17 protein-coding genes and 1 pseudogene are annotated in these 24,439 nt (G+C 70.0%); 10 read left to right on the forward strand and 8 right to left on the reverse strand.

The genetic code is table 11. From position 1 onward, the window contains the following. Positions 1-77: 77 nt before the first annotated feature. Positions 78-950, forward strand: coding sequence for a sugar kinase (locus tag ACIBVN_RS37630; protein ID WP_397144832.1), 873 nt, complete (start codon positions 78-80; stop codon positions 948-950). On the opposite strand, the gene ACIBVN_RS37635 is transcribed toward ACIBVN_RS37630, so the two are convergent. After that, positions 947-4,201: a discoidin domain-containing protein gene (locus ACIBVN_RS37635; RefSeq protein ID WP_397144834.1), complete on the reverse strand. Its 3,255-nt coding sequence runs from the start codon at positions 4,199-4,201 to the stop codon at positions 947-949. The two genes, ACIBVN_RS37630 and ACIBVN_RS37635, sit on opposite strands and share 4 nt — an antisense overlap. 240 nt (positions 4,202-4,441) lie before the next feature. Here ACIBVN_RS37635 and ACIBVN_RS37640 point away from each other — a divergent pair, with 240 nt between their 5' ends. From ACIBVN_RS37640 to ACIBVN_RS37660, 5 genes are all read left to right on the forward strand, one after another. After that, the gene (locus ACIBVN_RS37640; protein ID WP_397144836.1) at positions 4,442-5,431 is read left to right on the forward strand and encodes a LacI family DNA-binding transcriptional regulator; all 990 of its coding nucleotides are present in this window, start codon (positions 4,442-4,444) and stop codon (positions 5,429-5,431) included. Between the two features lie 93 nt (positions 5,432-5,524). Then, positions 5,525-6,874 (forward strand): ABC transporter substrate-binding protein, encoded by a 1,350-nt coding sequence (locus ACIBVN_RS37645; RefSeq protein ID WP_397144838.1) that lies wholly within the window; start codon positions 5,525-5,527, stop codon positions 6,872-6,874. A 4-nt stretch (positions 6,875-6,878) separates the two neighbouring features. Continuing rightward, positions 6,879-7,745: a carbohydrate ABC transporter permease gene (locus ACIBVN_RS37650; protein WP_397144840.1), complete on the forward strand. Its 867-nt coding sequence runs from the start codon at positions 6,879-6,881 to the stop codon at positions 7,743-7,745. Then, positions 7,742-8,665 carry a carbohydrate ABC transporter permease gene (locus ACIBVN_RS37655; RefSeq protein ID WP_397144842.1) on the forward strand — a complete coding sequence of 308 codons (924 nt, stop codon included), beginning with the start codon at positions 7,742-7,744 and terminating at the stop codon, positions 8,663-8,665. Before ACIBVN_RS37650 ends, ACIBVN_RS37655 begins: the two co-directional genes overlap by 4 nt. A gap of 4 nt (positions 8,666-8,669) precedes the next feature. Next, positions 8,670-10,184, forward strand: a complete 1,515-nt coding sequence (locus ACIBVN_RS37660; protein WP_397144844.1) for a glycoside hydrolase family 13 protein — start codon at positions 8,670-8,672, stop codon at positions 10,182-10,184. Here the strand turns inward: ACIBVN_RS37660 and ACIBVN_RS37665 are convergent. Beyond that, positions 10,095-11,570, reverse strand: coding sequence for a nitrilase-related carbon-nitrogen hydrolase (locus ACIBVN_RS37665; RefSeq protein WP_397144845.1), 1,476 nt, complete (start codon positions 11,568-11,570; stop codon positions 10,095-10,097). The genes ACIBVN_RS37660 and ACIBVN_RS37665 overlap by 90 nt on opposite strands. Positions 11,571-11,615: 45 nt before the next feature. Then, positions 11,616-12,491, reverse strand: coding sequence for a LysR family transcriptional regulator (locus ACIBVN_RS37670; RefSeq protein ID WP_397144846.1), 876 nt, complete (start codon positions 12,489-12,491; stop codon positions 11,616-11,618). 61 nt (positions 12,492-12,552) lie between these two features. Between ACIBVN_RS37670 and ACIBVN_RS37675 the strand changes: the two genes are divergently transcribed. Continuing rightward, positions 12,553-13,311: an SDR family oxidoreductase gene (locus ACIBVN_RS37675; protein WP_397144848.1), complete on the forward strand. Its 759-nt coding sequence runs from the start codon at positions 12,553-12,555 to the stop codon at positions 13,309-13,311. 30 nt (positions 13,312-13,341) lie between these two features. On the opposite strand, the pseudogene ACIBVN_RS37680 reads toward ACIBVN_RS37675, so the two are convergent. The 4 genes and pseudogenes from ACIBVN_RS37680 to ACIBVN_RS37695 form a co-directional block, all read right to left on the reverse strand. After that, positions 13,342-13,662: pseudogene (locus tag ACIBVN_RS37680) on the reverse strand (phosphotransferase family protein); the annotation flags it as partial. Between the two features lie 178 nt (positions 13,663-13,840). Beyond that, positions 13,841-14,836, reverse strand: a complete 996-nt coding sequence (locus ACIBVN_RS37685; RefSeq protein ID WP_397144850.1) for a LacI family DNA-binding transcriptional regulator — start codon at positions 14,834-14,836, stop codon at positions 13,841-13,843. A 56-nt stretch (positions 14,837-14,892) separates the two neighbouring features. Then, on the reverse strand, positions 14,893-15,783 hold the full coding sequence (locus ACIBVN_RS37690) for a serine/threonine-protein kinase (protein WP_397144852.1): 891 nt from the start codon (positions 15,781-15,783) through the stop codon (positions 14,893-14,895). Positions 15,784-16,112: 329 nt separating this feature from the next. Continuing rightward, on the reverse strand, positions 16,113-18,008 hold the full coding sequence (locus ACIBVN_RS37695) for a class I SAM-dependent DNA methyltransferase (protein WP_397144854.1): 1,896 nt from the start codon (positions 18,006-18,008) through the stop codon (positions 16,113-16,115). A 76-nt stretch (positions 18,009-18,084) separates the two neighbouring features. Between ACIBVN_RS37695 and ACIBVN_RS37700 the strand changes: the two genes are divergently transcribed. Both ACIBVN_RS37700 and ACIBVN_RS37705 read left to right on the forward strand, forming a co-directional pair. After that, entirely contained in the window at positions 18,085-18,855 is a 771-nt protein-coding gene (locus tag ACIBVN_RS37700) for a protein phosphatase 2C domain-containing protein (protein WP_349450571.1), read from the forward strand. 181 nt (positions 18,856-19,036) lie between these two features. Beyond that, complete coding sequence (locus ACIBVN_RS37705; protein WP_397144857.1) at positions 19,037-19,933, forward strand: CHAP domain-containing protein; 897 nt, start codon at positions 19,037-19,039, stop codon at positions 19,931-19,933. 35 nt (positions 19,934-19,968) lie between these two features. Here the strand turns inward: ACIBVN_RS37705 and ACIBVN_RS37710 are convergent, their stop codons facing one another. Continuing rightward, entirely contained in the window at positions 19,969-21,018 is a 1,050-nt protein-coding gene (locus ACIBVN_RS37710; RefSeq protein WP_397144858.1) for a glucose 1-dehydrogenase, read from the reverse strand. A gap of 125 nt (positions 21,019-21,143) precedes the next feature. Between ACIBVN_RS37710 and icmF the strand changes: the two genes are divergently transcribed. Continuing rightward, on the forward strand, positions 21,144-24,335 hold the full coding sequence (gene icmF / locus ACIBVN_RS37715; RefSeq protein ID WP_397144860.1) for a fused isobutyryl-CoA mutase/GTPase IcmF: 3,192 nt from the start codon (positions 21,144-21,146) through the stop codon (positions 24,333-24,335). The last annotated feature ends 104 nt before the right edge of the window (positions 24,336-24,439 follow it).

Genomic DNA, 24,439 nt, shown 5'->3' on the forward strand with positions numbered 1-24,439 from the left:
AAATTTGATCAAGCCTTTATCCAGGGGTTATGCGTGAAAAATCGCCCAGATCTACGTGACCAAGTACAGTCTGGCGCATGACCGACGTCTACACGCTCGGCGAGCCTCTGGGCGTCGTCTCCAGCGGAAGGGTCCGCCACGAGAGCGAGGCCCGGCTGGACGTGTGCGGACCGGAGTTCACCCTCGCCATCGCGCTGGCCAGACTCGGGCACCGGTCCGCGTACCTGGGCAAGGTGGGCGATGACGAGCTGGGCGCGAGGGTGCTCACCGCGCTCAAGGGCGAGGACGTGGACGTCGCGGACATGCGCGTCTCCGAAGGGCTGCGTACCGGGCTGATCCTCAGGGAGATCCGCGTCGGCCGTGAACAGAGAGTGACGCAGTACCGCGCCGGCTCGGCGGGCTCGCGGCTCACTCCGGGCAACGTGCCCATCGACCGGATCGCCGCGTCGAAGATGCTGCACGTCACCGGCCTCACTGCCGGTCTCGGCAGGGACGCGCTCGACGCGGTGCGCACCGCCGTGAGCGCCGCGAGGAACGCCGAGGTGATGATCTCCTTCTCCGTCGAGTACGTCCCCGAGCTGTGGCCGTCGGTACGCGAGGCCGAGGAGGTGCTCGGCGAGCTGGCCTGCGCCTCGCACCTGCTCTTCCTCCGCCAGGACGAGCTCGACCTGGTCAAGCCCGCGCTCACGCCGGAGCGGGAGGTCGTGGTGGACCGCGGCGCGAAGGGCGCGAGCGTGCGCGCCGACAGGATGCGGTACGACGTGCCCGGCTGGCAGGTCCCCATCGTGGACACGGCGGGCGCGGGGGAGGCGTTCGCGGCCGGCTACATCAGCGCCGCCCTCGACGGCCTCATCCCCCAGGAACGCCTGCACCGCGGGGCGCAGCTGAGCGCCGCCGCGGTGACCAGCGTCAGTGACTGGCAGGGGTTGCCCACCAGGTCAGATCTCTAGTCGGTGGTCAGGGTGAAGGTCGAGGTCGTGTTCTTGACGTTCTGGTAGTTGTTGCTGAACCTCAGGTTGTTGATCGTGGCCGATCCGACGGCCGGGCCCTCGCCCGGCTCCGGCAGTTCGTTGACCCAGATGCCGAAGCCCGACTTGGCGTCGAACGCGTCGCCGCTCCGCTGTGCCCCGCTGATCGACACGTTCGTCATGACCGTGTCCTTGACGGGGTTCTGCGCCTGACCACCCACGTAGTCGGTCTGGAACATGATCCCGTGGTAGGTCGGGTCCACGATGTCCAGGTTGCTGACGCGGATGCCCTGGAAGACCTTCGAGGCCGAGTAGAGCCACATCGCCGGGAACGTCTGCTGTCCCCAGAAGTGCCCGCCGGCCCTGACCAGCGAGATGTTGTCGAAGGTGGTGGGCGGGCTCGCGCCGAACCCGTGCATCGGGTACCCGAAGTCCAGCGAGCTGATCGTGACGCCCGAGTAGGTCAGCGTGTCCGCGACGTAGATGTTCCTGAAGGTGTTGTCGTAGCCGCCGTACACGGCCACGCCCGCGGCCCGCCAGGTGAGCAGCGAGGTCAGGTTCTCGTAGACGTTGCCGGTCTGCTCGCCGGGGTTGTTGTCGGTGGCCGAGAACAGCGCGAAGCTGTCGTCGCCGGTGGATCTGGCCTCGACGTTGGTGACGTGGTTGCCGGTGCTGCCGTTGGTCATGTTCAGGCCGTCGGCGAACAGGTCACGGATCCGCGAGTTCTTGATCGTGATGTTGTCCGTGTTGGAGCCCCAGTACAGGCACATCTGGTGCTCGGCCCAGATGTTGTCGATCGTCATGTTCGCCACGTTCGAGAAGTCGAACACCTTGCCGGGGCCGTCGATGCGCGAGGTGTAGTTGCCGAGGTAGGCGAAGTTCGCGAACGTCGAGCCGTTGGCGGAGGCCTCCGTGCGGAAGCCCACGTCGGTGTTCTCCTGCCCACTGGGGGAGTGGAACCTGGTGAACCAGGGGCCGGCGCCGACGATCTTGACGGGCTTGCCGTACACCTGGAACTTGCCGGACGTCTGGTAGTCGCCCTGGGGCAGGTAGACGCCGGCCAAGCCGGCGTCCGTCCGGGCCTTGTCGAGGGCGTTCTGCACGTCCTGGTGGGTGAAGCCGGTCGGTACGGCGTACTTCGCCGGGTCCGGGTTGGTGACCGGGGTCGCCTGCTCGAAGTCCACGAAGTCGATCGCGTACGTCTGGCCGTTGGCCGCGTCCTTCTGCAGCCTGATCTTGCTTCCCTTCGGCACGGTGGTGCCGAGCAGCAGGCTCGCCTCGTCGTAGATGTGCCTGGGCGGGCCCGAGCCGGGCGAGTTGTTCGGACTGGCCTCGGCGCCGTAGAGCCAGGCGTAGCGGGAGGTCAGGTTGATCGCCTTGCGGAAGGCGCCGTCGACGTAGACGTTCAGCGTCGAGTCGAGACCGCCGCCGCCCGGGGCGTCGGGCATCGAGAAGCGGGTGACCAGGGTGTTCGTGTCCGCCCTGGTGGTGAACTCGACGTACGCGCCGGTCTGGTCGAGCGTCACCGCGCGCCGCCCCGAGGCCTCGCCGGCGAGCGTGCCGATGTCCCTGCTCGGGCCGACGCGGGCCGCGCCGCCGCCGATCACGGCGTCCTCGGCCTCGTACGTGTCGTACGGCATGTTCGCGCCGCGGCCGACGAAGAGCGGCAACTCGCTGGTGTTGTTGGCGCGCTTGACCGGCAGCTCGTCGGGGTCGTCGGCGAGCACGGTCTTGACCGTGTACCTGCCGTTGGCGGCCGTCCAGGTGCCGAGGCTGACCGGGCTCGTGGTGGCGCCCGGCGCGATGGCGCCGCTGGTCGAGCCGGTCAGGGTCTTGACGACGGTGCCGGAGTCGTTCGTGACAATGAGCGTGATGCCGTGGGAGCCGCCGCTGGCGGCCACTGTGCCCTGGTTCTTGATCGCCACGGAGAACGTCACCGGGTTGCCCGCGGCGGGGTTGCCGGGCGTCCAGGCGACGGGGGAGGCGACCAGGTCGGCCGTGTCGACCGGCTTCACGGTCAGCGTGCCGGTGGCGGTGTTGTTGGCCTCGTTCAGCTCGATGACCTTGTTGTCCTCATCCACCTTGGCGGAGAGCTGGTACGTCCCGGCATCCCTGGTCCCGATATCTGCGGACACGGTGGTCGACGCCCCTGCGGCCAGCGCACCCACGCCGGCGCTGCCGACCTTGGTGGTGCCCGCGTAGAAGTTCACGGAGGTGGCGGCCGAGCCCGCGGTCCCGGCGTTCCTGACCGTGGCGGAGAGGGTGACCGCGTCGGTCTCGACCGGCGCGACCGGGCTCGACGTGAGGCTGCTCGCGGTCAGGTCGGGGTTGGCGGACGGGGTGCCGAAGACCTGGAACTCGGCCACCTGCCCGCCCGGCGCGCCGGAGTTGGCGGTGATCTGCAGCCGGACGTCGGCGACCTTGGCGGTCACCGGGATGGTCACCGAGTTCCCCGTGGCCGGGTCGAAGGTGTACGTGGCCGAGGAGACGAGGTTGGTGAAGCCCGTGGCGCTCTGCTCGCGGCCGAGGACCTGGATGGCCTGGGTGCGCCTGGCCCAGGCGGGGTCGGGGTTGAGCTTGAGCGTGATCGAGGTCAGGTCGGCGTTGCCGCCGAGCTGCACGGTGAGGGTGCCGGGATAGGCGGCGCCTTCCCAGTAGGTCTGGAGGTTGTCGTCGTTGGCGTTGGCGGCCACGTACGTGTGGGTGTGTGAGGACCCGGTGATCGGCTTGCCGAGGGCCAGGTTGGCGCCCGGATTCCCGGTCGTGCCGCCCCAGACCTCGAACTCGGAGATCTGGCCCGCCGGCCAGCCGGTGTTCGCGGTGATCTGCAGCCGGACGTAACGGGCGGTCGTGGCGGCGAAGGTGATCGTCGCGGCCGGGTTGAACGTGTAGGCCGCCGAGGCGGCGATCGTGCTGAAGCCTGAGCCGTTCGTGCTGCCCTGGACGGTCAGCGTCTGGGTGCGGCCGGGCCAGCCGGAGGGGAGCTTGAGCACGAGCTTGGTGATGCTCGCGGCGGCGCCGAGATCGACCTGGACCCATTGGGGCAGGGCGTTGTTGGCCGACTCCCAGTAGGTGGCCTGGTTGCCGTCGGTGACGTTGGCGGCGGTGTAGACGTCGGTGAAGCTGCTCGCGGTGGCGGGCCTGCCGGCCGCGAGGTTGGTGTCGGCCGCCGCGTACGCGGGTGCGGCCAGGAGTCCGATCAGTAACGCAAGGGCGGCTAACAGTGCTCTCATGGGGGTGGCCCTTCAGGGTAAGGCGGATGGCCGAACCATAGGATGGCGAGCAGATAGCCGCAATATTTCGACTATATTTCGCAAGCATTTGACTGACCGAGATATGTGGGCTGCGGCATCTCTTCGCTGGTCAGGAAGGGGCCGAGAGCAGGAAGACCGTCATGGAGAAGCTGCAAGGGCCGACGTCCTGTCCACGTAAGCCGTTGCAAGCGTTTGCGTCGAAGGTCGTATAGTTTGCGCATGACGCGACGACTCGCAGAGGTGGCCAAGAAGGTCGGGGTGAGCGAGGCGACCGTGAGCCGTGTGCTCAACGGCAAGCCCGGGGTGTCCGACGCGACCCGCGAGGCCGTGCTGACCGCCCTCGACGTGCTCGGCTACGAACGCCCGACCCAGCTGCGCGGCGACCGGGCCAGGCTGGTCGGCCTCGTGCTCCCCGAGCTGCAGAATCCGATCTTCCCCGCCTTCGCGGAAGTGGTCGGCGGGGCGCTGGCCCAGCAGGGGTTCACCTCGGTGCTGTGCACGCGCACGGTCGGGGGCGTCTCCGAGGCGGACTACGTGGACCTGCTGCTCCAGCAACAGGTCAGCGGCGTGGTCTTCGCCGGCGGCCTCTACGCCCAGGCCGACGCCTCGCACGGGCACTACGAGCTGCTGCATGAGCGCAAGCTGCCCACCGTGCTGGTGAACGCGGCCGTCCGGCACCTCGACTTCCCGCAGGTCTCGTGCGACGACGCGGTGGCCGCCGAGATCGCGCTGGCCCACCTGCGCGCGCTCGGCCACGAGCGGGTCGGCATGGTGCTCGGGCCCAAGGACCACATGCCGTCGCGGCGCAAGCTGGAGACGTTCCAGGCGGAGGGCGGCGACCCCACGCTGGTCGAGCACACGATGTTCTCGCTGGAGGGCGGGCACGCGGCCGCCGCCCGGCTGGTCAGGCGCGGCGTGACCGGCGTGATCGGCGCCAGCGACCTGCTCGCGCTCGGCACCGTGCGGGCGGCCCGCCGCGCGGGGCTCTCAGTGCCCGGGGACCTCTCGGTCATCGGCTTCGACGACTCGGCCCTGATGAACTGCACAGAGCCCCCGCTGACCACCGTCCGCCAGCCCATCGACGCCATGGGCCGCGCCGCCGTGGACCTGCTGGTCGCGCAGATCGACAAGGCGGTGGTGCCGGCCGACGAGCTCCTGTTCGAGCCGGAACTCGTGGTGCGCGCCTCCACCGCCCGCGCGCGGACGTGATCCAGTCGTTATCTTGCAATAGCTAGTCGAAATATTGCGCGCTCTGGTCCGCGATCCTATGGTGTGGGCACCTCGCATCAGAAGGGTCAGACCATGCGGAGATCCACCGGACTCTTGCTCGTATCCGTGCTCGGCATCTCGGCCACAGCCTGTGGCTCCGGCGAGCCCGCCGCCCCGACGGCGGGTGGCGCCAAGGCCGTGACGATCACGGTGGCGTGCCAGCCCGCCAAGTCCGCGCCGAAGGAGCGGCAGGCCTGGGACGACGACGTGGCCGCGTTCATGAAGGCGCACCCCGGCGTGACGGTCAAGAGTACGGACCAGCAGCCGTGCTTCGACCCCAAGACGTTCGGCCCCAAGCTGGCCGGCGGCCAGATGGAGACCGTCTTCGTGGTGCCCGTGACGAACTACGACGACGTCATCGGCCAGGGCCAGGCGCTCGACGTCACGCAGTACACCGGCGCCGTCAAGAACTGGAACGACCTGCGCTCCGACGTCCGCGAGCTGGTCACCAGGGACGGCAAGGTGTACGGCGTGCCGAACGTCCACTACAGCGTCGGCCTGGTCTACAACCGCGCCCTGTTCACCAAGGCCGGCCTCGACCCGAACACCCCGCCCAAGACGTGGGCCGAGGTCCGCGAGGCGGCCAGGAAGATCGCCGCGCTCGGCCCCGGCTACGTCGGCTACGGCGAGTACTCCGGCGGCAACACCGGCGGCTGGCACTTCACCCAGGCCATCTACGGCCGCGGCGGCGCCATCCTGACCCCCGACAACAAGAAGGCCGCGTTCAACTCGCCCGAGGGCAAGGCCGTGCTGCAGAACCTGCACGACATGCGCTGGGTGGACAACAGCATGGGCAACAAGCTCCTGGTCGGCTGGGAGTCGCTGATGATGGCGATGGGCAGCGGCAAGGTCGGCATGATGCTGGGCGCGCCCGACGTGGTCACCGACGTGGTCAACAAGTTCAAGGGCAACGTCGCCGACTACGGCATCACCGGCTTCCCCGAGGCCAGGGCGTCGCTGAGCGGCGGCGAAGCGTTCATGATCAACCCGAAGGCCACTCCTGAGGAGGCCAGGGCGGGACTGGAGTGGGTCGGCTTCCGCTTCAACACCGTCGGCAAGGGCCGCTTCGACTTCGCCCGCGGCAAGGCCAACGGCAACCCGGTCGGCGTGCCCGACAACGACGTCTACGGCGACTCGGCCACCGGCAAGGCCATCCGGGCCGACCGGGTGAAGAACGCCTCGTTGCCGGTCCAGAACTACGAGCCGTACGTCCAGGCTGCCGCCGCCATCCCGCCGAAGGCCGAGCCGGTCCACGCGCAGGAGCTGTACGCCATCCTCGACGTGGTCATGTCGGGCGTGCTGAGCCGCAAGGACGCGAGCATCGACCAGCTCCTGGCCGACGCCGAGACCAAGGCCAACTCCATGCTGGCGGCCAAGGGCTGACCTTATGGGGATCTTGAGGCGCAATCTGACGGCCTACGGGTTCCTCTGCGCGGCGCTGTTCTGCTTCACGGTGTTCGCCTGGTATCCGATGGTCAGGGAGTTCATTCTGAGCTTCCAGAAGACCGACCTGATCAACCCGCCCACCTGGGTGGGGCTGGACAACTTCAAGGCTGCCGTCCAGGATCCGGCCTTCGGCGAGGCCTGGCTGAACACCGTGGAGTTCACGCTGCTCGCGCTGCTGTGCGGCTATGCCGTGCCGTTCGTCGTCGCGCTCGTGCTCAACGAGCTGCGGCACGCCCGGGCCTACCTGCGGTTCGTGGTCTACCTGCCGGTCATGCTGCCGCCGATCGTCGCGGTGCTGCTGTTCAGGTGGTTCTACGACCCGGGGCCCGGGCTGTTCAACCAGGTCCTGGACTTCCTCCACCTGCCGCCGCTGGCCTGGCTGGACTCGTCGTCGACCGCCCTGATCTCCCTCGTCCTCGTCTCGACCTGGATGAACATGGGCAGCGCGACGCTCATCTACCTGGCGGCGCTGCAGAACATCCCGCCCGAGCTGTACGAGGCCGCCGAGCTCGACGGGGCCGGGATCCTCAAGCGGATCAGGCACGTCACGATCCCGCAGACCCGGCTGATCCTGCTGCTCATGCTGATGCTGCAGATCGTGGCGACCATGCAGGTGTTCATCGAGCCGTACATGCTGACCGGCGGCGGCCCGGAGAACGCCACGGTCTCCGTCGCGTACCTGATGTACCAGTTCGCCTTCTCGCAGATGAACTACGGCCAGGCGGGCGCGCTCGGCATGCTGCTCATGCTCGCGCTCCTCCTCTTCGCGGCCTTCCAGCTCAGGACGACCCGTGAGGACAAGGCATGATCGCCCGAGCCGCTGCCGGGCGGCGGCGGGAGCGGAAGCGACCGCCGAAACCGATCCAGGCGCAGTTCCGTACGATCGTCTCGCCGCACCAGCTCAACAGCAGATGGGGCAGGCGGATCTACTGGCTCGTGCTCGTCGCGGTCATCGTGACCTTCACCCTGGCCTTCGTCTTCCCGCTCTACTGGATGGTCACCGGCGCCATGAAGACGCCGGACGAGATCGCCCAGATGCCGCCGACCCTCGTCCCGGCCGATCCCACGCTGGAGGCGTTCTTCGAGGCGTGGGACCTGTTCGACATCGGCACGCTGCTGGCGAACACCGCCTACTACGCGTTGGGCGCCTGGTTGTTCTCCATGGCGGTGGACGTCACGGCGGCGTACGCGCTGTCGAAGCTGCGCCCGATGTTCGGCAACGTGATCCTCGGCGCGATGCTGGCCACGCTGATGATCCCGCCGATGGTCATCCTCATCCCGCTCTACGTCACGATCGTGGACCTGGGGCTGCTCAACAACGCCTGGGGCCTGTGGTTCCCGGCGGCGGCGAACGGCTTCAACATCTTCCTGCTCAAGCGGTTCTTCGACTCCATACCGCGGGAGCTGATCGAGGCGGCGCAGATCGACGGCGCGGGACCGCTGAGGGTGCTGTGGTCGGTCGTGCTGCCGGTCTCCAGGCCGATCCTGGGCGTGGTCTCCATCTTCACGATCGTCACCGCGTTCAAGGACTTCGTCCTGCCGCTGCTGGTCATGACCGACAGCGACAAGATGACGATCAGCGTGGGCCTGTCGCAGACGGCGGGAGCGGTGACCCAGAACCAGGTCATGGGCGGCCTGGTCATCGCCGGCATCCCCATGATCATCGTGTTCTTCATCTTCCAACGTCACATCATGGCGGGGCTCACCGCCGGAAGCATCAAGGGATAAGCGCATGTCGCAAACGTGGTGGCGGGGGGCCGCGATCTACCAGGTCTACCTGCGCAGCTTCGCCGACGGGAACGGTGACGGGGTGGGCGACCTCGCCGGTCTGCGCTCCCGCCTGCCGTACCTGAAGGAGCTCGGGATCGACGCCATCTGGCTGAACCCGTGGTATCCGTCGCCGATGGCCGACGGCGGCTACGACGTGGCCGACTACCGCGGCATCGAGCCGGTCTTCGGCACGCTCTCTGAGGCGGAGCGGTTCATCGGGGAGGCGCACGAGCTCGGCATCAGGGTCATCATCGACGTGGTGCCGAACCACAGCTCCACGCAGAGCGCCTGGTTCAAGGAGGCGCTGGCGAACCACGCCGCCAGGGACCGCTTCTGGTTCGCCGACGAGCCGCTCAACGACTGGCAGTCGATCTTCGGCGGCCCCGCCTGGACCCAGGTGCCCGACGGGCAGTGGTACCTGCACCTGTTCGCTCCGGAGCAACCGGATTTCAACTGGGGCAATCCGGAGGTGCACCAGGAGTTCGAGGACGTGCTGCGCTTCTGGTTCGACCGGGGCGTGGACGGCGTACGGATCGACTCCGCGGCCCTGCTGATCAAGTCGGACACGAAGTACGAAGACCTCGACGAGGTCCACGACGTCTACCGCCGGTGGCGCGAGGTGGCCGACGAGTACGGCGAGCGCGTCCTGATCGGGGAGGTCTGGCTCCCCGATCAGGAGCGTTTCGCGCGTTACCTCCGCCCCGACGAGCTCCACACGGCCTTCAACTTCGACTTCCTGTCCTGCCCGTGGGACCCGGCCGAGCTGCGCAGGGTCATCGACCTGACCCTCGCCACCCACACCCCCATCGGCGCCCCGCCGACGTGGGTCCTGTCGAACCACGACGTGACGCGCCCGGTCACCCGGTACGGCCGTGCCGACACGACGTTCGCGCACGGAGGCCGCCTCCACGGCACGCCGTCCGACCTGGAGCTCGGCTACCGCAGGGCCAGGGCGGCGGCCCTGCTCGCCATGGCGCTCCCCGGCTCGGTGTACGTCTACCAGGGCGAGGAACTGGGCCTCCCCGAGGTGGAGGACCTCCCGGACGAGCTCCGCCAGGACCCGATGTACGCCAGATCGGGCGGCACGAACCCGGGCCGCGACGGCTGTCGCATCCCGCTGCCGTGGTCGGGCGACGAGCCCCCGTTCGGCTTCGGCGCCGGCACGCCGTGGTTGCCGCAGCCGGAGAGCTGGCGCAAGCTGACGGCCGACGCGCAGCGCACGGACCTGGGCTCGATGCTCAACCTCTACCGCGACGCCCTGGGACTGCGCCGGGACCTGCTGGGGGACGGCACCCTGACCTGGTTCCCGCTGGGCGGGGAGGTCCTGGCCTTCACCCGCGACTCGGGCCTGATCTGCCTCACCAACCTGAGCCCTGATCCGGTGCCGCTACCCGCGGGACGGCTCCTCCTGGCCAGCGGCCCGCTGGCGGACGGCGCCCTCCCCACCGACACCACGGCCTGGCTCACGCGGGGCTGACCGCAGCGCCACCAGCCCGGCGACGGCCAGCGCGAGGCAGAGCCAGGCGAACCAGTCGCCGAAACGGGCGTAGAAGGTGGGTCCTGGACCCGAGGGCACGTCGGCGAAGGCCGCGACGAACGGCTGCCGCGCGCTCTCGGTGTCCCGCTCGCTGAGCACCCGGCCCCATGGATCCGAGATCATCGGCGTGCCCCACTGCGCCGCCCAGGCCACCGAGACGCCGGTCTCCACCCCGCGCAGCAGCCCCATCCGGCTGTGCTGCCAGCCGTTGCCGAACTCGTCCGCCGCCGGCACGGCCATCAGGCGAGACCCGGCCCTGGCGTAGTCGCGGATCGGCGCGGGGAAGTTGAGGTCCATGCAGTTGGCCAGGCCGACGCGGTCGCGTGCGAAGACCAGCTTGTCGCCGCGCCGGAACGGCTCCCCGGGCGCGAAGTGCCACTTCGTGTAGTAGAGCGGCGCGGAACCGTCTGCCGGGAGGCCCACCGAGTAGTTGTACTTGATCTCCGGGGTCGTGTGGACGACCCCGATCACCACGTCGACGCCCCGATCGCGGGCGACCTCGCGCAGCGGCGCGAGCGCCCGCTCCAGGCTCGCCTCGTCGGTGCCCAGCGTGCCCTCGGGCAGCACCACCGTGGCGATCCCGGCGGGCAGCCCGGCGATCTCCTTCACGTACTCCCGGACCAGCGCCTGCGTGTCCGGCTTCGCCGCGTCGGGCGCCCACTGGTATCGGCTGGCCGATATCACCGCCACTCCCCGCCAGCCGGTCGAATCCGCGCCGGCCAGCCGCACGGCCCCGAAGGCGATCGCGAGCAGGCACACGGCCGCCCCCACCACGCCGGTACGCAGCCGCGCCCCCACGGCCGCCCCCGGCCACAGCACCGCCGCCAGTGCGGTCGGAGCCAGCAGCACCGTGAACTCGACTCCCCAGGCGCCCGTCACCGAGGCGATCTGGGTGACGGCCGGCACGCCGGCCACCGATGTGGCGAGCGGCCAGATGATGCCGGTGGGGTTGGTCAGCACGGTCAGGTACATGAGCGACACCCACAGCGCGGGGGGAGCGCAGGCGGCGAGCAGCAGCAGCCCGCGCCGGCCGAGCGCACGGAAGAGCCAGACCACCAGCCCGAACAGCAGCGAGGAGCCGACGATGATGCCGATCCCGATCGGCAACGGGACCGAGGGGGTGCGCAGGAAGAAGTTCACCTGGTTCGTCAGCCCCAGCAGGTACGCCAGGAACGCGACGGTGAAGGTCGCCTTCCCGCTCGCCCGCGGCGCCAGCAGCAGCACCGGCAGCGGAGCCAACCAGGTCAACGCCGGGACCGGCGCGAAACCCGTACCGAAATAGAAGAGCACCGCCGATAAAACCAGCGCCCCCAGTTTGATCGCCATGTATACACCGTAAACAGCGAGGTATACGGTGTCAACATAGGCCGTTCAGGTGGCGCACATGCACCTGACGAACGCCTCCACCAGCGTCCGCACGGCCTGCCGCCGGTCGCTCCGCCGCCAGACGATGGCGAGCCTGCTCGGCGGCAACCCCGCGACCGGCCTGCTGACCACGTCGTCGCGCCGGTAGAGCTCGGCGTTCCCGGCCGAGACCAGCACCACGGCACGCCCGGCCGCGACCAGCTCGAACGCCTCCTCGGCCGTCTCCGCCTCCGCCCCCACGACCGCCGGCTCGGACCGCTGGTCGCCGGCCAGCCAGAAGTCCCGCATGGGCCCCGCCGAGGCCGGCATCGCCACGAACGGCTCCTCGGCCAGGTCGGCGAGCGTGATCTCGGGGCGCACGGCCAGTGGATGGCCCGCGGGCAGCGCCACCCAGCGCTCCTCCGTGCTCACCACCGTCCACTCGTACTCACCGTGGCCGGGCATGGGCAGCCACGCGACGGACACGTCGACTTGCCCGTCACCCAGCCCGACGGTGGGATCGCTCCACGCCACCTGCCGGAAGCGCAGGTCCCAGCCGGGCAGCGCGCGCGAGATGGACGGCACGAGCCCGCGCCCGATGCGCGTCTGGAACCCGACCACCAGCGTCCGGTCCTCGCGTGCCGCCGCCACCGCCCGCTGCGCGCCCTCCCACTGCTCGACGATGCGCCGCGCCTCGGGCAGCAGCGCCGCCCCCGCCGCGGTCAACGTCACGGTACGGCGGTCGCGCTCGAACAGCCTGGCCCGCATGGACACCTCCAGCTGCCTGATCTGCCTGCTCAGCGATGGCTGCGAGATGAACAGCCGCTCTGCCGCCGCCCGGGTGAAGCTCAGTTCCTCGGCGACCGCCACGAAATACCTGAGATCCCGAATATGGGCATCCATAGCAAAAAGCTATAACAGCCGGTCTTGGACGGGCGGGAAAGCCGCGGCCCACGATGGGCGCATGAGAGATCTGTCAGGCAAGACCGCATTGGTAACCGGAGCCTCGCGCGGCATCGGACGGGCCGTCGCCGAGCGGCTGGCCGCCGACGGCGCCCGGGTGATCGTCCACTACGCCAGCAACGACGACCTGGCCAAGGAGACGGTGGCCGCGATCGAGGGCGGAGGCGGGCAGGCGTACGCGGTCAAGGCCGCGTTCGAGGACGGCGTGGACGCGCTGTTCGAGGGCATCCAGGGAGAGCGGCTGGACATCCTGGTCAACAACGCCGCCATCCTGGGCGGGGTGCTGGGCACGGTGACCGAGGAGCAGTTCGACCGGGTCTTCGCGGTGAACGTGCGGGCGCCGTACTTCATCATCGAGCGCGCCCTTCCGCAGCTGAACGACGGCGGCCGGATCATCAACATCTCCTCCGCCGTCGTCCGCATCGCCCTCCCGGACCTCGTCTACTCGATGACGAAGGGCGCGCTCGACACGCTGAGTTTCAGCCTGGCGCCCATCCTCGGCGACCGGAACATCACCGTGAACACCGTCTCCCCGGGCGTCACGGAGACGGACATGAACGCCTGGCTCCGCGAGGACGACGGCACCGGCGAGCGCGCGGTCACCGAGGTCACCGCGCTCGGCCGCATCGGCCGCCCCCAGGACATCGCGGACGCCGTGGCACTGATCGCGCGCGAGGAGTCCCGGTGGATCACCGGTCACGTCCTGGACGTCACCGGCGGCTACTTCCTCGGCCCGCGCGGCGGCGTGGCCCCGGTCTAGCGCCCGCCCGGCCTTACGATCAGGCCGGGTTCACCGCGTCGCGCCGCTGGGGTCCCGGAGCCATGCCTCCAGCGCCGCGTGGCCGTCGGCGGCCCCGGAGGGCAGCCGCAGACCCCGGACGAGCATCCAGAGCGTGCCCTGCAGCGCGCGCGCCGCCATCAACTCCCGCAGCGCCGGATCATCGGGATCATGCCCGTAGGCCGACACGGCCGCCCGCCCGTCGAGCCGCCTCGTGCGCAGCAGGCAGGCCAGGTCCCACTCCACGGGGCCGGCCATGCTCTCCTCGAAGTCGTTCCAGAGCAGCCCGGCGGGGGTGGCGAGGAGGTTGCCGGGATGCGCGTCCTCGTGGACCGCGTGCGCCGGCCGGCCGCGCCCGCCCCAGCGCGGTCACGGTCGGCACTCGCGCCACGACCGGCGCCGGACGTAGGTGGACGCGGAGGTTGAACGAGTCATTGAGGACCACGGGATCCGCCACTCGGATGCCGTGCTCCACGGCCAGGGAGACGGCGGCGGCCACGGCGGGGACCATTTAGGCGGACTCCCTGATCACGAGCTCGGTGGGCATGATCACCGGATCCGCCGGCCCGCCCTCGAACAGGCTGAGCAGGAGCCGGACCATGGCCGCCGCCTGCTCGGCCACCGGGTGCCTGAGCGTCGTCAGCGGCGGCTCGGTGTATCTCGCCGCCTCGATGTCGTCGAAGCCCACCACGGCCACGTCATCGGGCACCCGGCGCCCGGCCTGCCGGAGCGACTGCAGGGCACCGACCGCCATCAGGTCGTTGGCCACGAAGACGGCGTCCAGGCCGGGGTCGTCGTGGAGCAGCTGCCGCATCGCGACCGCGCCCGACTCCCGCGTGAAGTCGCCGACCGCGACGATCGGGCGGAGGTCGCAGGCGCGCAGCACGTTGCGGTAGCCGGCCAGCCGGTCCTGGCCGCCGATCATGTCCTGCGGGCCCGCGATCGTGGCGATCCTCCGGCGCCCCGACTCCACCAGGTGCCGGACCCCGGTCTCCGCCCCGCCCACGTTGTCGTTGTCGACGTACGGGATGTCCACCGGGACAGCCGGCCGGCCGTACGAGACCACGGGGACGCGCAGGCGCGAGAGCGCGGAGGGCAGGGGGTCGGCGCCGTGCATGGAGATCAGCATGACCCCGTCGACGTGGCCGCCCGCGATGTAACGCTCCACGCGGGCGTGGCTCTTGGCGGAGGCGGCCAGCATCAGCACGACCTGCTTGTTCACCGTTTCGAGCGCCATCGACGCCGACCTGATCGCCGTGGAGAACATCGGGTCCTCGGAGAAGACCCGGGTGCCCGGCTCGCTGACGACCAGGGCGATCGAGTCGGTGCGCTGGGTGACCAGGCTGCGCGCGGCCGAGTTGGGCACGTAGCCCAGCTCGTCGATCGCGCGCTGCACGGCGTCGCGAATGTGGGGCGCCACCGTCGTCTGGCCATTGACGACCCGGGATGCGGTGGCCCGCGAGACACCCGCCCGGGCGGCGACCGCCTCGAGGGTCGGGCGTCTCATGACATCACCAAGAGGGAGAGCACGGCAAAAACCTACAGGGGTTTCCCGAAGAAACCTCAGGCGTTGAGCGCGCGGCCCGCCATGCGGGCGTACATGCGGCCAGGGCTCGGGGCCTTGGTGAGGAAACCGGGCAGGACGGGCAGCTCCACCGCGAACGGGTCGAGCCGCTCGTACAGCTCGTTCGCGTCGGCGGGGCGGTCGTCCGGCCGCTTCTCCAGCAGCTGCGACAGCAGCGCGCTCAGCTCGTGCGGCAGCCCAGGGATGGCCGGCGGGCGCTCCTTGACCTGCTTCTCGAAGACCACGTAGTCGGTGGGGCCGGTGAAGAGCTGGTGGCCGGTCAGCATCTCGTGCAGGACGCAGCCCAGCGAGTAGAGGTCGCTGCGCGGCTCGGCGACGCCGTGCTGGATCTGCTCCGGAGCCATGTACGCGGGAGTGCCCAGGATCTGCCCGATCCTGGTGAACGTGGTGACGTCCGCGTCACGCAGCATGGCCAGCCCGAAGTCGAGCACCTTCACGCTGCCGTCCGGGCAGAGCATGAGGTTCGTCGGCTTGAGGTCGCGGTGACAGATCGCCAGCGCGTGGGCCGCCGACAGCACGGCACACGCCTGGGCGGCGATCGCGGCGGCCCACGACACGGGCAGCGGGCCGTGCTCGCTGACGACGTCGGCCACCGTGACGCCCTCGATGAACTGCATCACCTGGTAGAGCCGCTGCTCGTGCGTGCCGAAGTCGTAGAGGACCGGGGCGCCAGGATGCTCCAGCCTGGCCAGGATGCGCGCCTCGCGGATGAACCTGCGCTCCAGCTCGTGATCCGGCCCGCTCGGCAGCCTGAGCAGCTTCACCGCGACCCGGCGGTCGAGGTGGCGGTCGTGGCCCGCGTAGACGGCGCCCATGCCACCTTGCCCGAGGGGGAGGTCGTCGAGCTCATAGCGGTCGCCGATGACCATTCCGCCCCTCCCAGCAGCCTTCGGGAAAAAACTACACCGTCACGCGAGGGCGCGCCGCCGCCTGGACTGAGGAGCGGCGGGAGCGTAGCGACCAGAGCGACGAGGGAAGGCGGCGGCTTCCCAGCGACCGAGCCGCCTCCACGGAGTGGAGGCCATGAACACAGCGAGGGCGCGCCGCCGCCTGGACTGAGGAGCGGCGGGAGCGTAGCGACCAGAGCGGCGAGGGAAGGCGGCGGCTTCCCAGCGACCGAGCCGCCTCCACGGAGTGGAGGCCATGAACACAGCGAGGGCGCGCCGCCGCCTGACGGCTCCCAGCGACCGAGCCCGCCTCAGGGAGTGAGGCCATGACCGGGCGGGTGCAGGTGGCCGTCGGCGAGGCCGTCGAGGCCCAGCCGGATCAGCGTCTGCCCCAGCATCGAGGTCTCGCGGATGGCGTCCTCCAGAACGGCGAGCTGCCTGAAGGCCTCGCCGTACGCCTTCTGCTCCTTCAACGACAGGCGCGGCAGCCGGGTGCGGCGCACATCGAACCTGCTGGAGCCGGTGGTCACCCGGCCGCCCGCGGCCCGCAGGAAGCCGGCCAGGAAGTCGGGGTCCAGCCTGCGCGCGTCCACCCGGTAGAGGGTCAGGTGGGGGCCGAGCATCGCGCCCCCGTCGGCCATCACCCGCACGCTGGAGTAGGAGGCCACCACGTCGCCGGGGCGGATCGCGATCAGGCCCTGCTGCATGGTGGTGAAGCCGGACGGCGGGGTGCCGTTGAGCACGTCGTCGGAGGTGAGCACCGGCACGTCGCCGCCGTCGGCGGCCATCTTGGGCGGGGCCTGCGACGTGGTCACCAGGCCCTCCTTGATGAGGTCGCCCAGCGTGGTGGCGGGCTGGTCGAGCGGCTGCTCCAGGACCTTCAGGTCGGGCGGCGCCGCCGCGGCGGCCAGGAAGCGGTCGCGGGCCTCGGCGTACGCCTTGCCGACGTCGTCGCGCCGCTGGTGGCGGGCCGGGGTCATGTCGACCTCGTCGGCCAGCAGGTCGATGATGCGTACGGTCTGGTCGGAACGGTCCTCCAGGTACGCCTGCCAGGCCGGCTCGACGCTCCCGAGGTCGTCCGTGGCGTCGAGGATGAGCACGTCGGACGGCGGGCGCTCGCCGGCCGCCGGGCGGCGCAGCAGCCAGAGGTCCGACCCCGGCAGCGCGATGACGGCACGCAGGGCGCCCGCGCGCAGGAGGTTGGCGCGGATGCGGCGGCCCGCCTTGCGGCTGGCCGCGGCCGGCGGCATGAGGATGGCGACCAGGCCGCGCGGCTTGACGTGGGTGAGGCAGTGCTGGACCCAGGCCAGCTCCGGCTCGCCGCGCGGCGGCAGGCCGTACTCCCAGCGCGGGTCGCCGGTCAGCTCCTCGTAGCCCCAGGCCCGCTCGTTGAACGGCGGGTCGCACACCACGCCGTCGGCCTTCTCGCCGGCGAAGGCGTCATGGCGCATCGAGTCGCCGGCCATGACCGTGGCATCGACGCCGCGCAGCCGGAGCCGGGAGGCGGTGATGGCCGCCGAGGTCTCGCTGAGCTCCTGCCCGAGCACCTTGACCGTGCCCGGCTCCGCCTGGGCGGGAGCGAGGAGCAGCGTGCCGACGCCGCAGGCCGGGTCGAGGATCGTGGCGGAGCCCGGGCGTACGAGCTTGACCATGAGCCCGGCCACGTCCTCGCGGGTCACGGAGAGCTGCCGGGAGTGCGCCTCGAGGTAACGCTCGCACAGGAACTCGTACGCGGTCAGCGCGCCATGCTGCTCGGCCAGCTCCAGCACGAGCTCCGCCAACTCCGGATCGAGGTCCTGCCCGGACGCCTGCGCGCCTTCGCCCGGCTCACCCTCGGCGACGGCCCGCGCCACGCCCGGGGTGCCTCCGTCGCCCATCCGCGCCTCGGCGCGGGTCGCCCCGCCGTCCGGAGCGTCAGCCTGGCTGGTCAGCAGGGCGCCTGCCCGGGCCACCAGCTCGCCCAGGCGCAAATCGCCCGCGGCTTTCATGCGTTGCCACACCCGATCTCCCAGGGAGACCTGGTAGGACTTCCCATAGCGGCGCAGCCAGGACTCGACCTGTCGCAGCGAGAAGAGCGGCTGGTTGGCCGTGCCGCCGATGGGATCGGGAAAGTCGTCGTGGCGACGGCGCCAGTTGCTCACCGCGGCACGCCCGACGCCTGCGAGCCGGGCGATGTCCCCGGCGTTGACGGTCGGGTCGTGGCTCATGGAGCCAACAGTAGTTCACAAGAGTCTTCAGCGCATCTGCTTGTGAAGTCTTTCAACCAATGATTTACTGCAAGGTATGAAGCACAACATCCGCTATGCCGCCGGATCAGACGTTGGCCGCCGCAGGGAGCAGAACGAGGATTCCGGCTATGCGAGTGGCCGGTTGCTCGTGGTGGCTGACGGGATGGGCGGACACGCCGCCGGCGAGCTGGCGAGCTCGGCGGCGATCGCCGTCATGCGAGAGCTGGATGCCACGCTTCCCGAGACGGGGGCGGACCTCGAGGCGGCGCTGGAGGGTGCCGTGCACGAGGCGGCGCGCCGGCTGGTCGAGCTGGCCGACATCGACCCCGCGCGCCGGGGGATGGGGACCACGGTGACCGCCATGTTGTGGGACGGCTACCGGTTCGCCCTGGCTCATCTGGGTGACTCCCGCGGATATCTGCTTCGCGATGGCGCTCTCTACCAGATGACCAAGGATCACACACTTGTGCAGTCGATGGTGGACGAAGGCCGGATAACGGAGGATCAAGCCGCCGTGCACCCCCGGCGTTCGATGGTGCTGCGTGTGCTGGGCAGCGAGGGCAGGGCCGAGCCTGACATGGCGCTGCGCGAAGCCGAGCCCGACGATCGCTACCTCCTCTGCTCCGACGGCCTCACGACCGTGCTCGGTCCCGAAGTGCTGCACGAGGTGCTGACCACGGTGGCAGACCCGGGCGCGGCCGTCCAGCGGTTGATCGATCTGGCCAACGAGGGCGGCTCGCCGGACAACGTGACCGTGATCGTGGCCGACGTCGTCGCGCCGGGCGCAGGTGAGGCGGCTGTCTACCGGGTGGGCGCCGGCTCCTAACAAGGTTAGTAGTCAGTCCCGCCAGCCTCGCCAGTCACAAACCCGAAATTTCAGCTCATACCACGACACTTTCTGGGTGATTCGCGCAATCCCGCGATGGCGCTACTACAGTCCATCGTGATTTGTCGGTTATCTGGGAGGAGTCACCCTGGACCCGATCGCGGACGAGCTGCTGAAGACGGTGCGGCAGGAACTCGGCTACAAGGAGAAGAGCGGCCAGTTCACCAAGTTCGGCCAGTGGTACGCAGATCGCGTCCAAGACACCCAGTACCGCGACGCGCCGTGGTGCGACATGTTCATCGCCTGGGCCGCGGACAAGGCCGGCATCAGCCAGTACGTGGGCGAATTCGCCTGGACGCCCTCCCATGCCGCCTGGTTCATCCAGCGGGGGGCGTGGACCCAGAAACCCGAGCCGGGAGCGCTGGTCTTCTTCGACTGGCGGGGCGGCAAGAGCTACAAGGGCATCGACCACGTCGGGATCGTGGAGCGCGTCAGCGGCTCGAAGATCCACACCATCGAGGCGAACGTGGACCGGATCCATCTCAAGCGCAAGACCAGGGAGACCGACAAGGTCGTGGGGTACGGCATCCCGCGCCTGGTCAAGGCCGAGGCCGACAAGCTGGACGAGATCCGCTCGACCGAATGGCCCTTCGTGCCGGCGCCGCGCTCGGAGCTGGGGCAGGGGTCGCCGCTTGACTTCTTGGGCACGCCGCCCGCGCTGCTGACCGCGATGGTGCTCATGACCGTCGTCCTCTCCTTCCGTATCTCCGGCCGCCGCCGTGGTACGCACCGCCGCCTTTCCTGGCTGCCGTGGAACGCGCCAACCCACCCGCGAACGCCCTCCGGCAACGATCGGGCGAACGCGCAGGCCAAGCCGCACGCCACCCCGCCGCCCTTCGCGAACGCGCAGGCCAAGCCGCACGCCACCCCGCCGCCCTTCGCGAACGCGCAGGCCAAACCGCCTGCCACCCAGCCGCCTTCGGCCCGTCCTGTCAGAACGCGCGTGCCGGCGGGCTCGGCCACCACGGCGACCAGGCGTCCGACCCCGACGAGACGCAAGCCCTACGAGCCCGGCTGACGCGGAACAACTCAACGCTCCCGCCGCGAAGCCGGTCAGCTCGTGAGGTCGATGACCACCTTGACATCCTCGCCCGGCTCGAAGGCCTCAGGGGCGCGGGACAGCGGCACCCGCCGGGTGATGAGCCGCTCCAGCCACCCGGGGTCGGCCTTGGCCAGGGCGACGGCGGCGTCCCGGTAGTGCCGCAGGTTCGCGTTCACGGTGCCGAAGACCACGTCGTTCTCCAGCACGATGTCCCGGTTGATCACCCCGGCGTCCACCCGGTGCGTACGCCCGCCGGGTGCGAGGCCGGCCAGGCACACGATGCCCGCGGCGGTCGTGCCGATCATGGCGTCGATGACCAGCGCCCCGGCCCCCGTGCACTCGATGATCATGTCCGGCTTGTCGGAGGCGAACGCCTTCAGCGACGTCGCCGAGTGGTAGGTCCCCCCAAGGTCCTCCACCAGCTGGGACTTGAGCCCTTGCGGGGCGCGGTCGAGCACGTGCACCTCCAGTCCCCGCTGCCGCCCCATCAGCGCCGCCAGCAACCCGACCGGCCCCGCGCCGGTGACCAGCAGCGTCCGGGGCTCGAACCAGGTCCGCGACCCGATCCGCTCGATCTGCTCCCACGCCTTGGCGACCACGGAGGCGGGCTCGACCAGCATGCCGACGCTCTCCAGCGCACGATCCAGCCGCACGGCGTACCCGGCCTCGACGGCCCAGCGCTGGGAGGCGTACCCGTCGAGCTGCTTGATGCCCCGCTCGGTGTACTGGCCGTTGCGGCACATGTCGAACTCGCCCCGCAAGCACGCCCCGCACGGCACGGGGTCGGGCCGCCGCACCACGCCCACGACCAGGTCGCCCGGCGAGAACGCGGACCCCTCGGGCACCTCCAGCACCCGGCCGAGCGACTCGTGCCCGATGACCATCCGCTCCCTGCCGGGCGGCGGCCAGCCGTACTCGGCCGTCACGAGCTCCCTGTCGGTCCCGCAGACGCCCAGGGCGAGCCCCTCGACGAGCAACTGGCCCTTGCCCGGCACGGGGTCGGGCACCTCCTCGACGGCGAGCGTCCCTTTCCTGCCCGGCGCGAACGTCAGCGCACGCATTCGGCCTCACCCCCTGGAGCTCCCTACCCCAGACGGACACGGCAAATAGTAGGACGTCATACTATCGAAATAGTTGGACGTCCTAGTATCTTCGAGGAAGAGCCCTCACGAAGGAGTGAAAAGGCGTGCACGTCCCGGAACACCCAGTGCGCTTCGTGACCGCCGCGGCCCTGTTCGACGGCCACGACGCGGCGATCAACATCATGCGGCGCATCCTCCAGTCACAGGGCGCCGAGGTCATCCATCTCGGGCACAACCGCTCGGTCGACGAGATCGTCACCGCCGCCATCCAGGAGGACGTCCAGGGCGTGGCGATCAGCTCCTACCAGGGCGGGCACGTGGAGTTCTTCACGTATCTCGTCGAGCTGCTGCGCGAGCGCGGGGCGGGGCACGTCAAGGTGTACGGCGGCGGCGGGGGAGTGATCGTCCCCGAGGAGATCGAGCTGCTGCACTCCCGCGGCGTCACCCGCATCTTCTCGCCCGAGGACGGCCAGAAGTACGGGCTCCCCGGCATGATCAACCAGCTGATCGAGGAGTGCGACGTCGAGCTGGACGGCTCGCCGTCGGTCGAGGCCGTGGTCTCGGGTGACCAGGCGGCGCTGGCCCGGGCGATCACCCTCATCGAGTCGGGTCGCGCGCCCGCCGAGCTGGTCGAGGGCCTCAGAGCCGCCGGTGCGGAGAGGCGCGCCCCCGTGCTCGGCATTACGGGCACCGGCGGCTCGGGCAAGTCCTCGCTGACCGACGAGCTCGTACGCAGGTTCCGCGTCGACAACGACGACAAGCTGCGCATCGCGATCATCGCGATCGACCCCACCCGCAGGCGCGGCGGCGGCGCGCTGCTCGGCGACCGCATCAGGATGAACAGCCTGGGCCCCCAGACCTACTTCCGCTCCCTGGCCACCAGGGGCGCCGCCAGCGAGGTGCCCGCCTGCCTCGACGACGTGATCGTCGCCTGCCGGGCCGCGGGCCACGACCTGCTGATCGTCGAGACGCCCGGCATCGGCCAGGGCGACGCCGGGATCGTCCCCCACGTGGACGTGCCGGTATACGTGATGACGCCCGAGTTCGGCGCGGCCTCGCAGCTCGAGAAGATCGACATGCTGGACTTCGCCGAGGCCGTGGTGATCAACAAGTACGAGCGGCGCGGCGCGGAGGACGCCCTGCGTGACGTGCGCCGCCAGCTCGTACGCAACCGCGAGGCGTTCGGCGTCAGGCCGGAGGACATGCCGGTCTTCGGCACCATCGCCGCCCGCTACAACGACGCCGGGGTCACCGCCCTCTACCAGCACATCAAGCCCCTCCTGCTGGCCGACTCGGGGCCCGGCCTGCTGCCCAAGGTGTCCGGGCGCATCTCGCAGGCCTCGGCCGCCATCGTCCCGCCGGCCAGGGTCCGCTACCTGGCCGACATCGCCGAGACCGTGCGCGCGTACCACGCGGAGACGCTCGCCCAGGCCGAGATCGCCCGCCGCCGCCAGCAGCTCGCCGCCGTGCGCGCCCTCCTGGACGACGCGCGGCTGGAGGAGCTGCAGGCGCAGGCGGACCGGGAGCTCACCGACGAGAGCCGGGCCCTGCTCGACACCTGGCCCGCCGTCAAGGAGCGCTACACCGCCGACGAGCTGGTGGTGAAGGTCCGCGACCGTGAGATCCACACCCCGCTCTGGCGCGAGACCCTCTCGGGCAACCGCATCCCGCGCGTGGCCCTGCCCCGCTACAGCGACCACGGCGACCTGCTGAGATTCCTGCGCAGTGAGAACCTCCCGGGCACGTTCCCGTTCACCGCCGGGGTGTTCCCGTTCAAGCGTGAGGACGAGGACCCGACCAGGATGTTCGCGGGGGAGGGCGACCCGTTCCGCACCAACAGGCGCTTCAAGCTGCTGTCCGAGGGCCAGCCGGCGACCAGGCTGTCCACGGCGTTCGACTCGGTGACGCTGTACGGCCACGACCCGGACCTCCGGCCCGACATCTACGGAAAGGTCGGCACCTCAGGGGTCTCCATCGCGACGCTCGACGACATGAAGGTGCTCTATGACGGGTTCGACCTGTCGGCGCCCAACACGTCGGTGTCCATGACGATCAACGGCCCCGCGCCCACGATCCTGGCCTATTACCTCAACACCGCCGTCGACCAGGCCCTCGCCCGCTTCCAGGCGGAGCAGGGGCGCGCGCCGTCGGCCGAGGAGGCAGCCGAGCTGCGCGCGAGGACGCTGGCCACGGTCAGGGGCACCGTCCAGGCCGACATCCTCAAGGAGGACCAGGGCCAGAACACCTGCATCTTCTCCACCGAGTTCTCGCTCAGGATGATGGCCGACATCCAGGAGTGGTTCATCAAGAACGGCGTGCGCAACTTCTACTCGGTCTCGATCTCGGGCTACCACATCGCCGAGGCGGGGGCCAACCCGATCAGCCAGCTCGCCTTCACCCTGGCCAACGGCTTCACGTACGTGGAGGCGTACCTGGCCAGGGGCATGAAGATCGACGACTTCGCCCCGAACCTGTCGTTCTTCTTCTCCAACGGCATGGACCCCGAGTACAGCGTGCTCGGGCGGGTGGCCCGCCGCATCTGGGCGGTGGCCATGAGGGAGCGCTACGGCGCCGGCGAGCGCTCGCAGAAGCTGAAGTACCACATCCAGACCTCGGGCAGATCCCTGCACGCCCAGGAGATGAACTTCAACGACATCCGCACCACCCTCCAGGCCCTGATCGCCATCTACGACAACTGCAACAGCCTGCACACCAACGCCTTCGACGAGGCCGTGACCACTCCGTCAGCCGAGTCGGTGCGCAGGGCGATGGCGATCCAGCTCATCATCAACCGGGAATGGGGCCTGGCGAAGAACGAGAACCCGCTGCAGGGCTCGTTCATCGTCGAGGAGCTGACGGACCTGGTGGAGGAGGCGGTGCTCGGCGAGTTCGAGCGGCTGTCCGACCGGGGCGGCGTGCTGGGCGCGATGGAGACGGGCTACCAGCGCGGCAAGATCCAGGACGAGTCCATGCTGTACGAGATGCGCAAGCACGACGGCTCGCTGCCCATCATCGGGGTCAACTCCTTCCGCAACGGGGACGAGCAGCAGCCCGAGCGCAAGCTGGAGCTGGCCAGGGGCACCGAGGAGGAGAAGCGCTCCCAGCTGGACCGCCTGCAGGCCTTCCACGAGCGCAACCGCTCCGAGGCCCCCGTCCAGCTCACCCGGTTGCGCGAGGTGGCGATGTCGGACGGGAACGCGTTCGAGGTGCTGATGGAGGCGGCCCGCCACTGCTCGCTCGGCCAGATCACAGAGGCGCTGTTCGAGGCGGGCGGCCAGTACCGCCGTAACGTCTGACGAGTCCCCGCCGGGGCGTGCCGGGACACGCGGGCGGGCCGTGGGGTGGACGGGCGGCGCGGATAGGATCAGCGGGCGGGAACATCGCTAACCAGGAGGCTTTC

Source organism: Nonomuraea sp. NPDC049400, assembly GCF_044466425.1.
Taxonomy (GTDB): Bacteria; Actinomycetota; Actinomycetes; order Streptosporangiales; family Streptosporangiaceae; genus Nonomuraea.

Bases quoted from the DNA above. Each gene is read 5' to 3' on its own strand.
- ACIBVN_RS37630 (WP_397144832.1), top strand. From the start codon at position 78: ATGACCGACGTCTACACGCTCGGCGAGCCTCTGGGCGTCGTCTCCAGC.
- ACIBVN_RS37710 (WP_397144858.1), bottom strand. From the start codon at position 21,018: ATGCGTGCGCTGACGTTCGCGCCGGGCAGGAAAGGGACGCTCGCCGTC.
- ACIBVN_RS37690 (WP_397144852.1), bottom strand. From the start codon at position 15,783: ATGGTCATCGGCGACCGCTATGAGCTCGACGACCTCCCCCTCGGGCAA.
- ACIBVN_RS37685 (WP_397144850.1), bottom strand. From the start codon at position 14,836: ATGAGACGCCCGACCCTCGAGGCGGTCGCCGCCCGGGCGGGTGTCTCG.
- ACIBVN_RS37650 (WP_397144840.1), top strand. From the start codon at position 6,879: ATGGGGATCTTGAGGCGCAATCTGACGGCCTACGGGTTCCTCTGCGCG.
- ACIBVN_RS37645 (WP_397144838.1), top strand. From the start codon at position 5,525: ATGCGGAGATCCACCGGACTCTTGCTCGTATCCGTGCTCGGCATCTCG.
- ACIBVN_RS37655 (WP_397144842.1), top strand. From the start codon at position 7,742: ATGATCGCCCGAGCCGCTGCCGGGCGGCGGCGGGAGCGGAAGCGACCG.
- ACIBVN_RS37635 (WP_397144834.1), bottom strand. From the start codon at position 4,201: ATGAGAGCACTGTTAGCCGCCCTTGCGTTACTGATCGGACTCCTGGCC.
- ACIBVN_RS37660 (WP_397144844.1), top strand. From the start codon at position 8,670: ATGTCGCAAACGTGGTGGCGGGGGGCCGCGATCTACCAGGTCTACCTG.
- ACIBVN_RS37675 (WP_397144848.1), top strand. From the start codon at position 12,553: ATGAGAGATCTGTCAGGCAAGACCGCATTGGTAACCGGAGCCTCGCGC.
- ACIBVN_RS37700 (WP_349450571.1), top strand. From the start codon at position 18,085: ATGAAGCACAACATCCGCTATGCCGCCGGATCAGACGTTGGCCGCCGC.
- ACIBVN_RS37695 (WP_397144854.1), bottom strand. From the start codon at position 18,008: ATGAGCCACGACCCGACCGTCAACGCCGGGGACATCGCCCGGCTCGCA.
- ACIBVN_RS37640 (WP_397144836.1), top strand. From the start codon at position 4,442: ATGACGCGACGACTCGCAGAGGTGGCCAAGAAGGTCGGGGTGAGCGAG.
- ACIBVN_RS37670 (WP_397144846.1), bottom strand. From the start codon at position 12,491: ATGGATGCCCATATTCGGGATCTCAGGTATTTCGTGGCGGTCGCCGAG.
- ACIBVN_RS37665 (WP_397144845.1), bottom strand. From the start codon at position 11,570: ATGGCGATCAAACTGGGGGCGCTGGTTTTATCGGCGGTGCTCTTCTAT.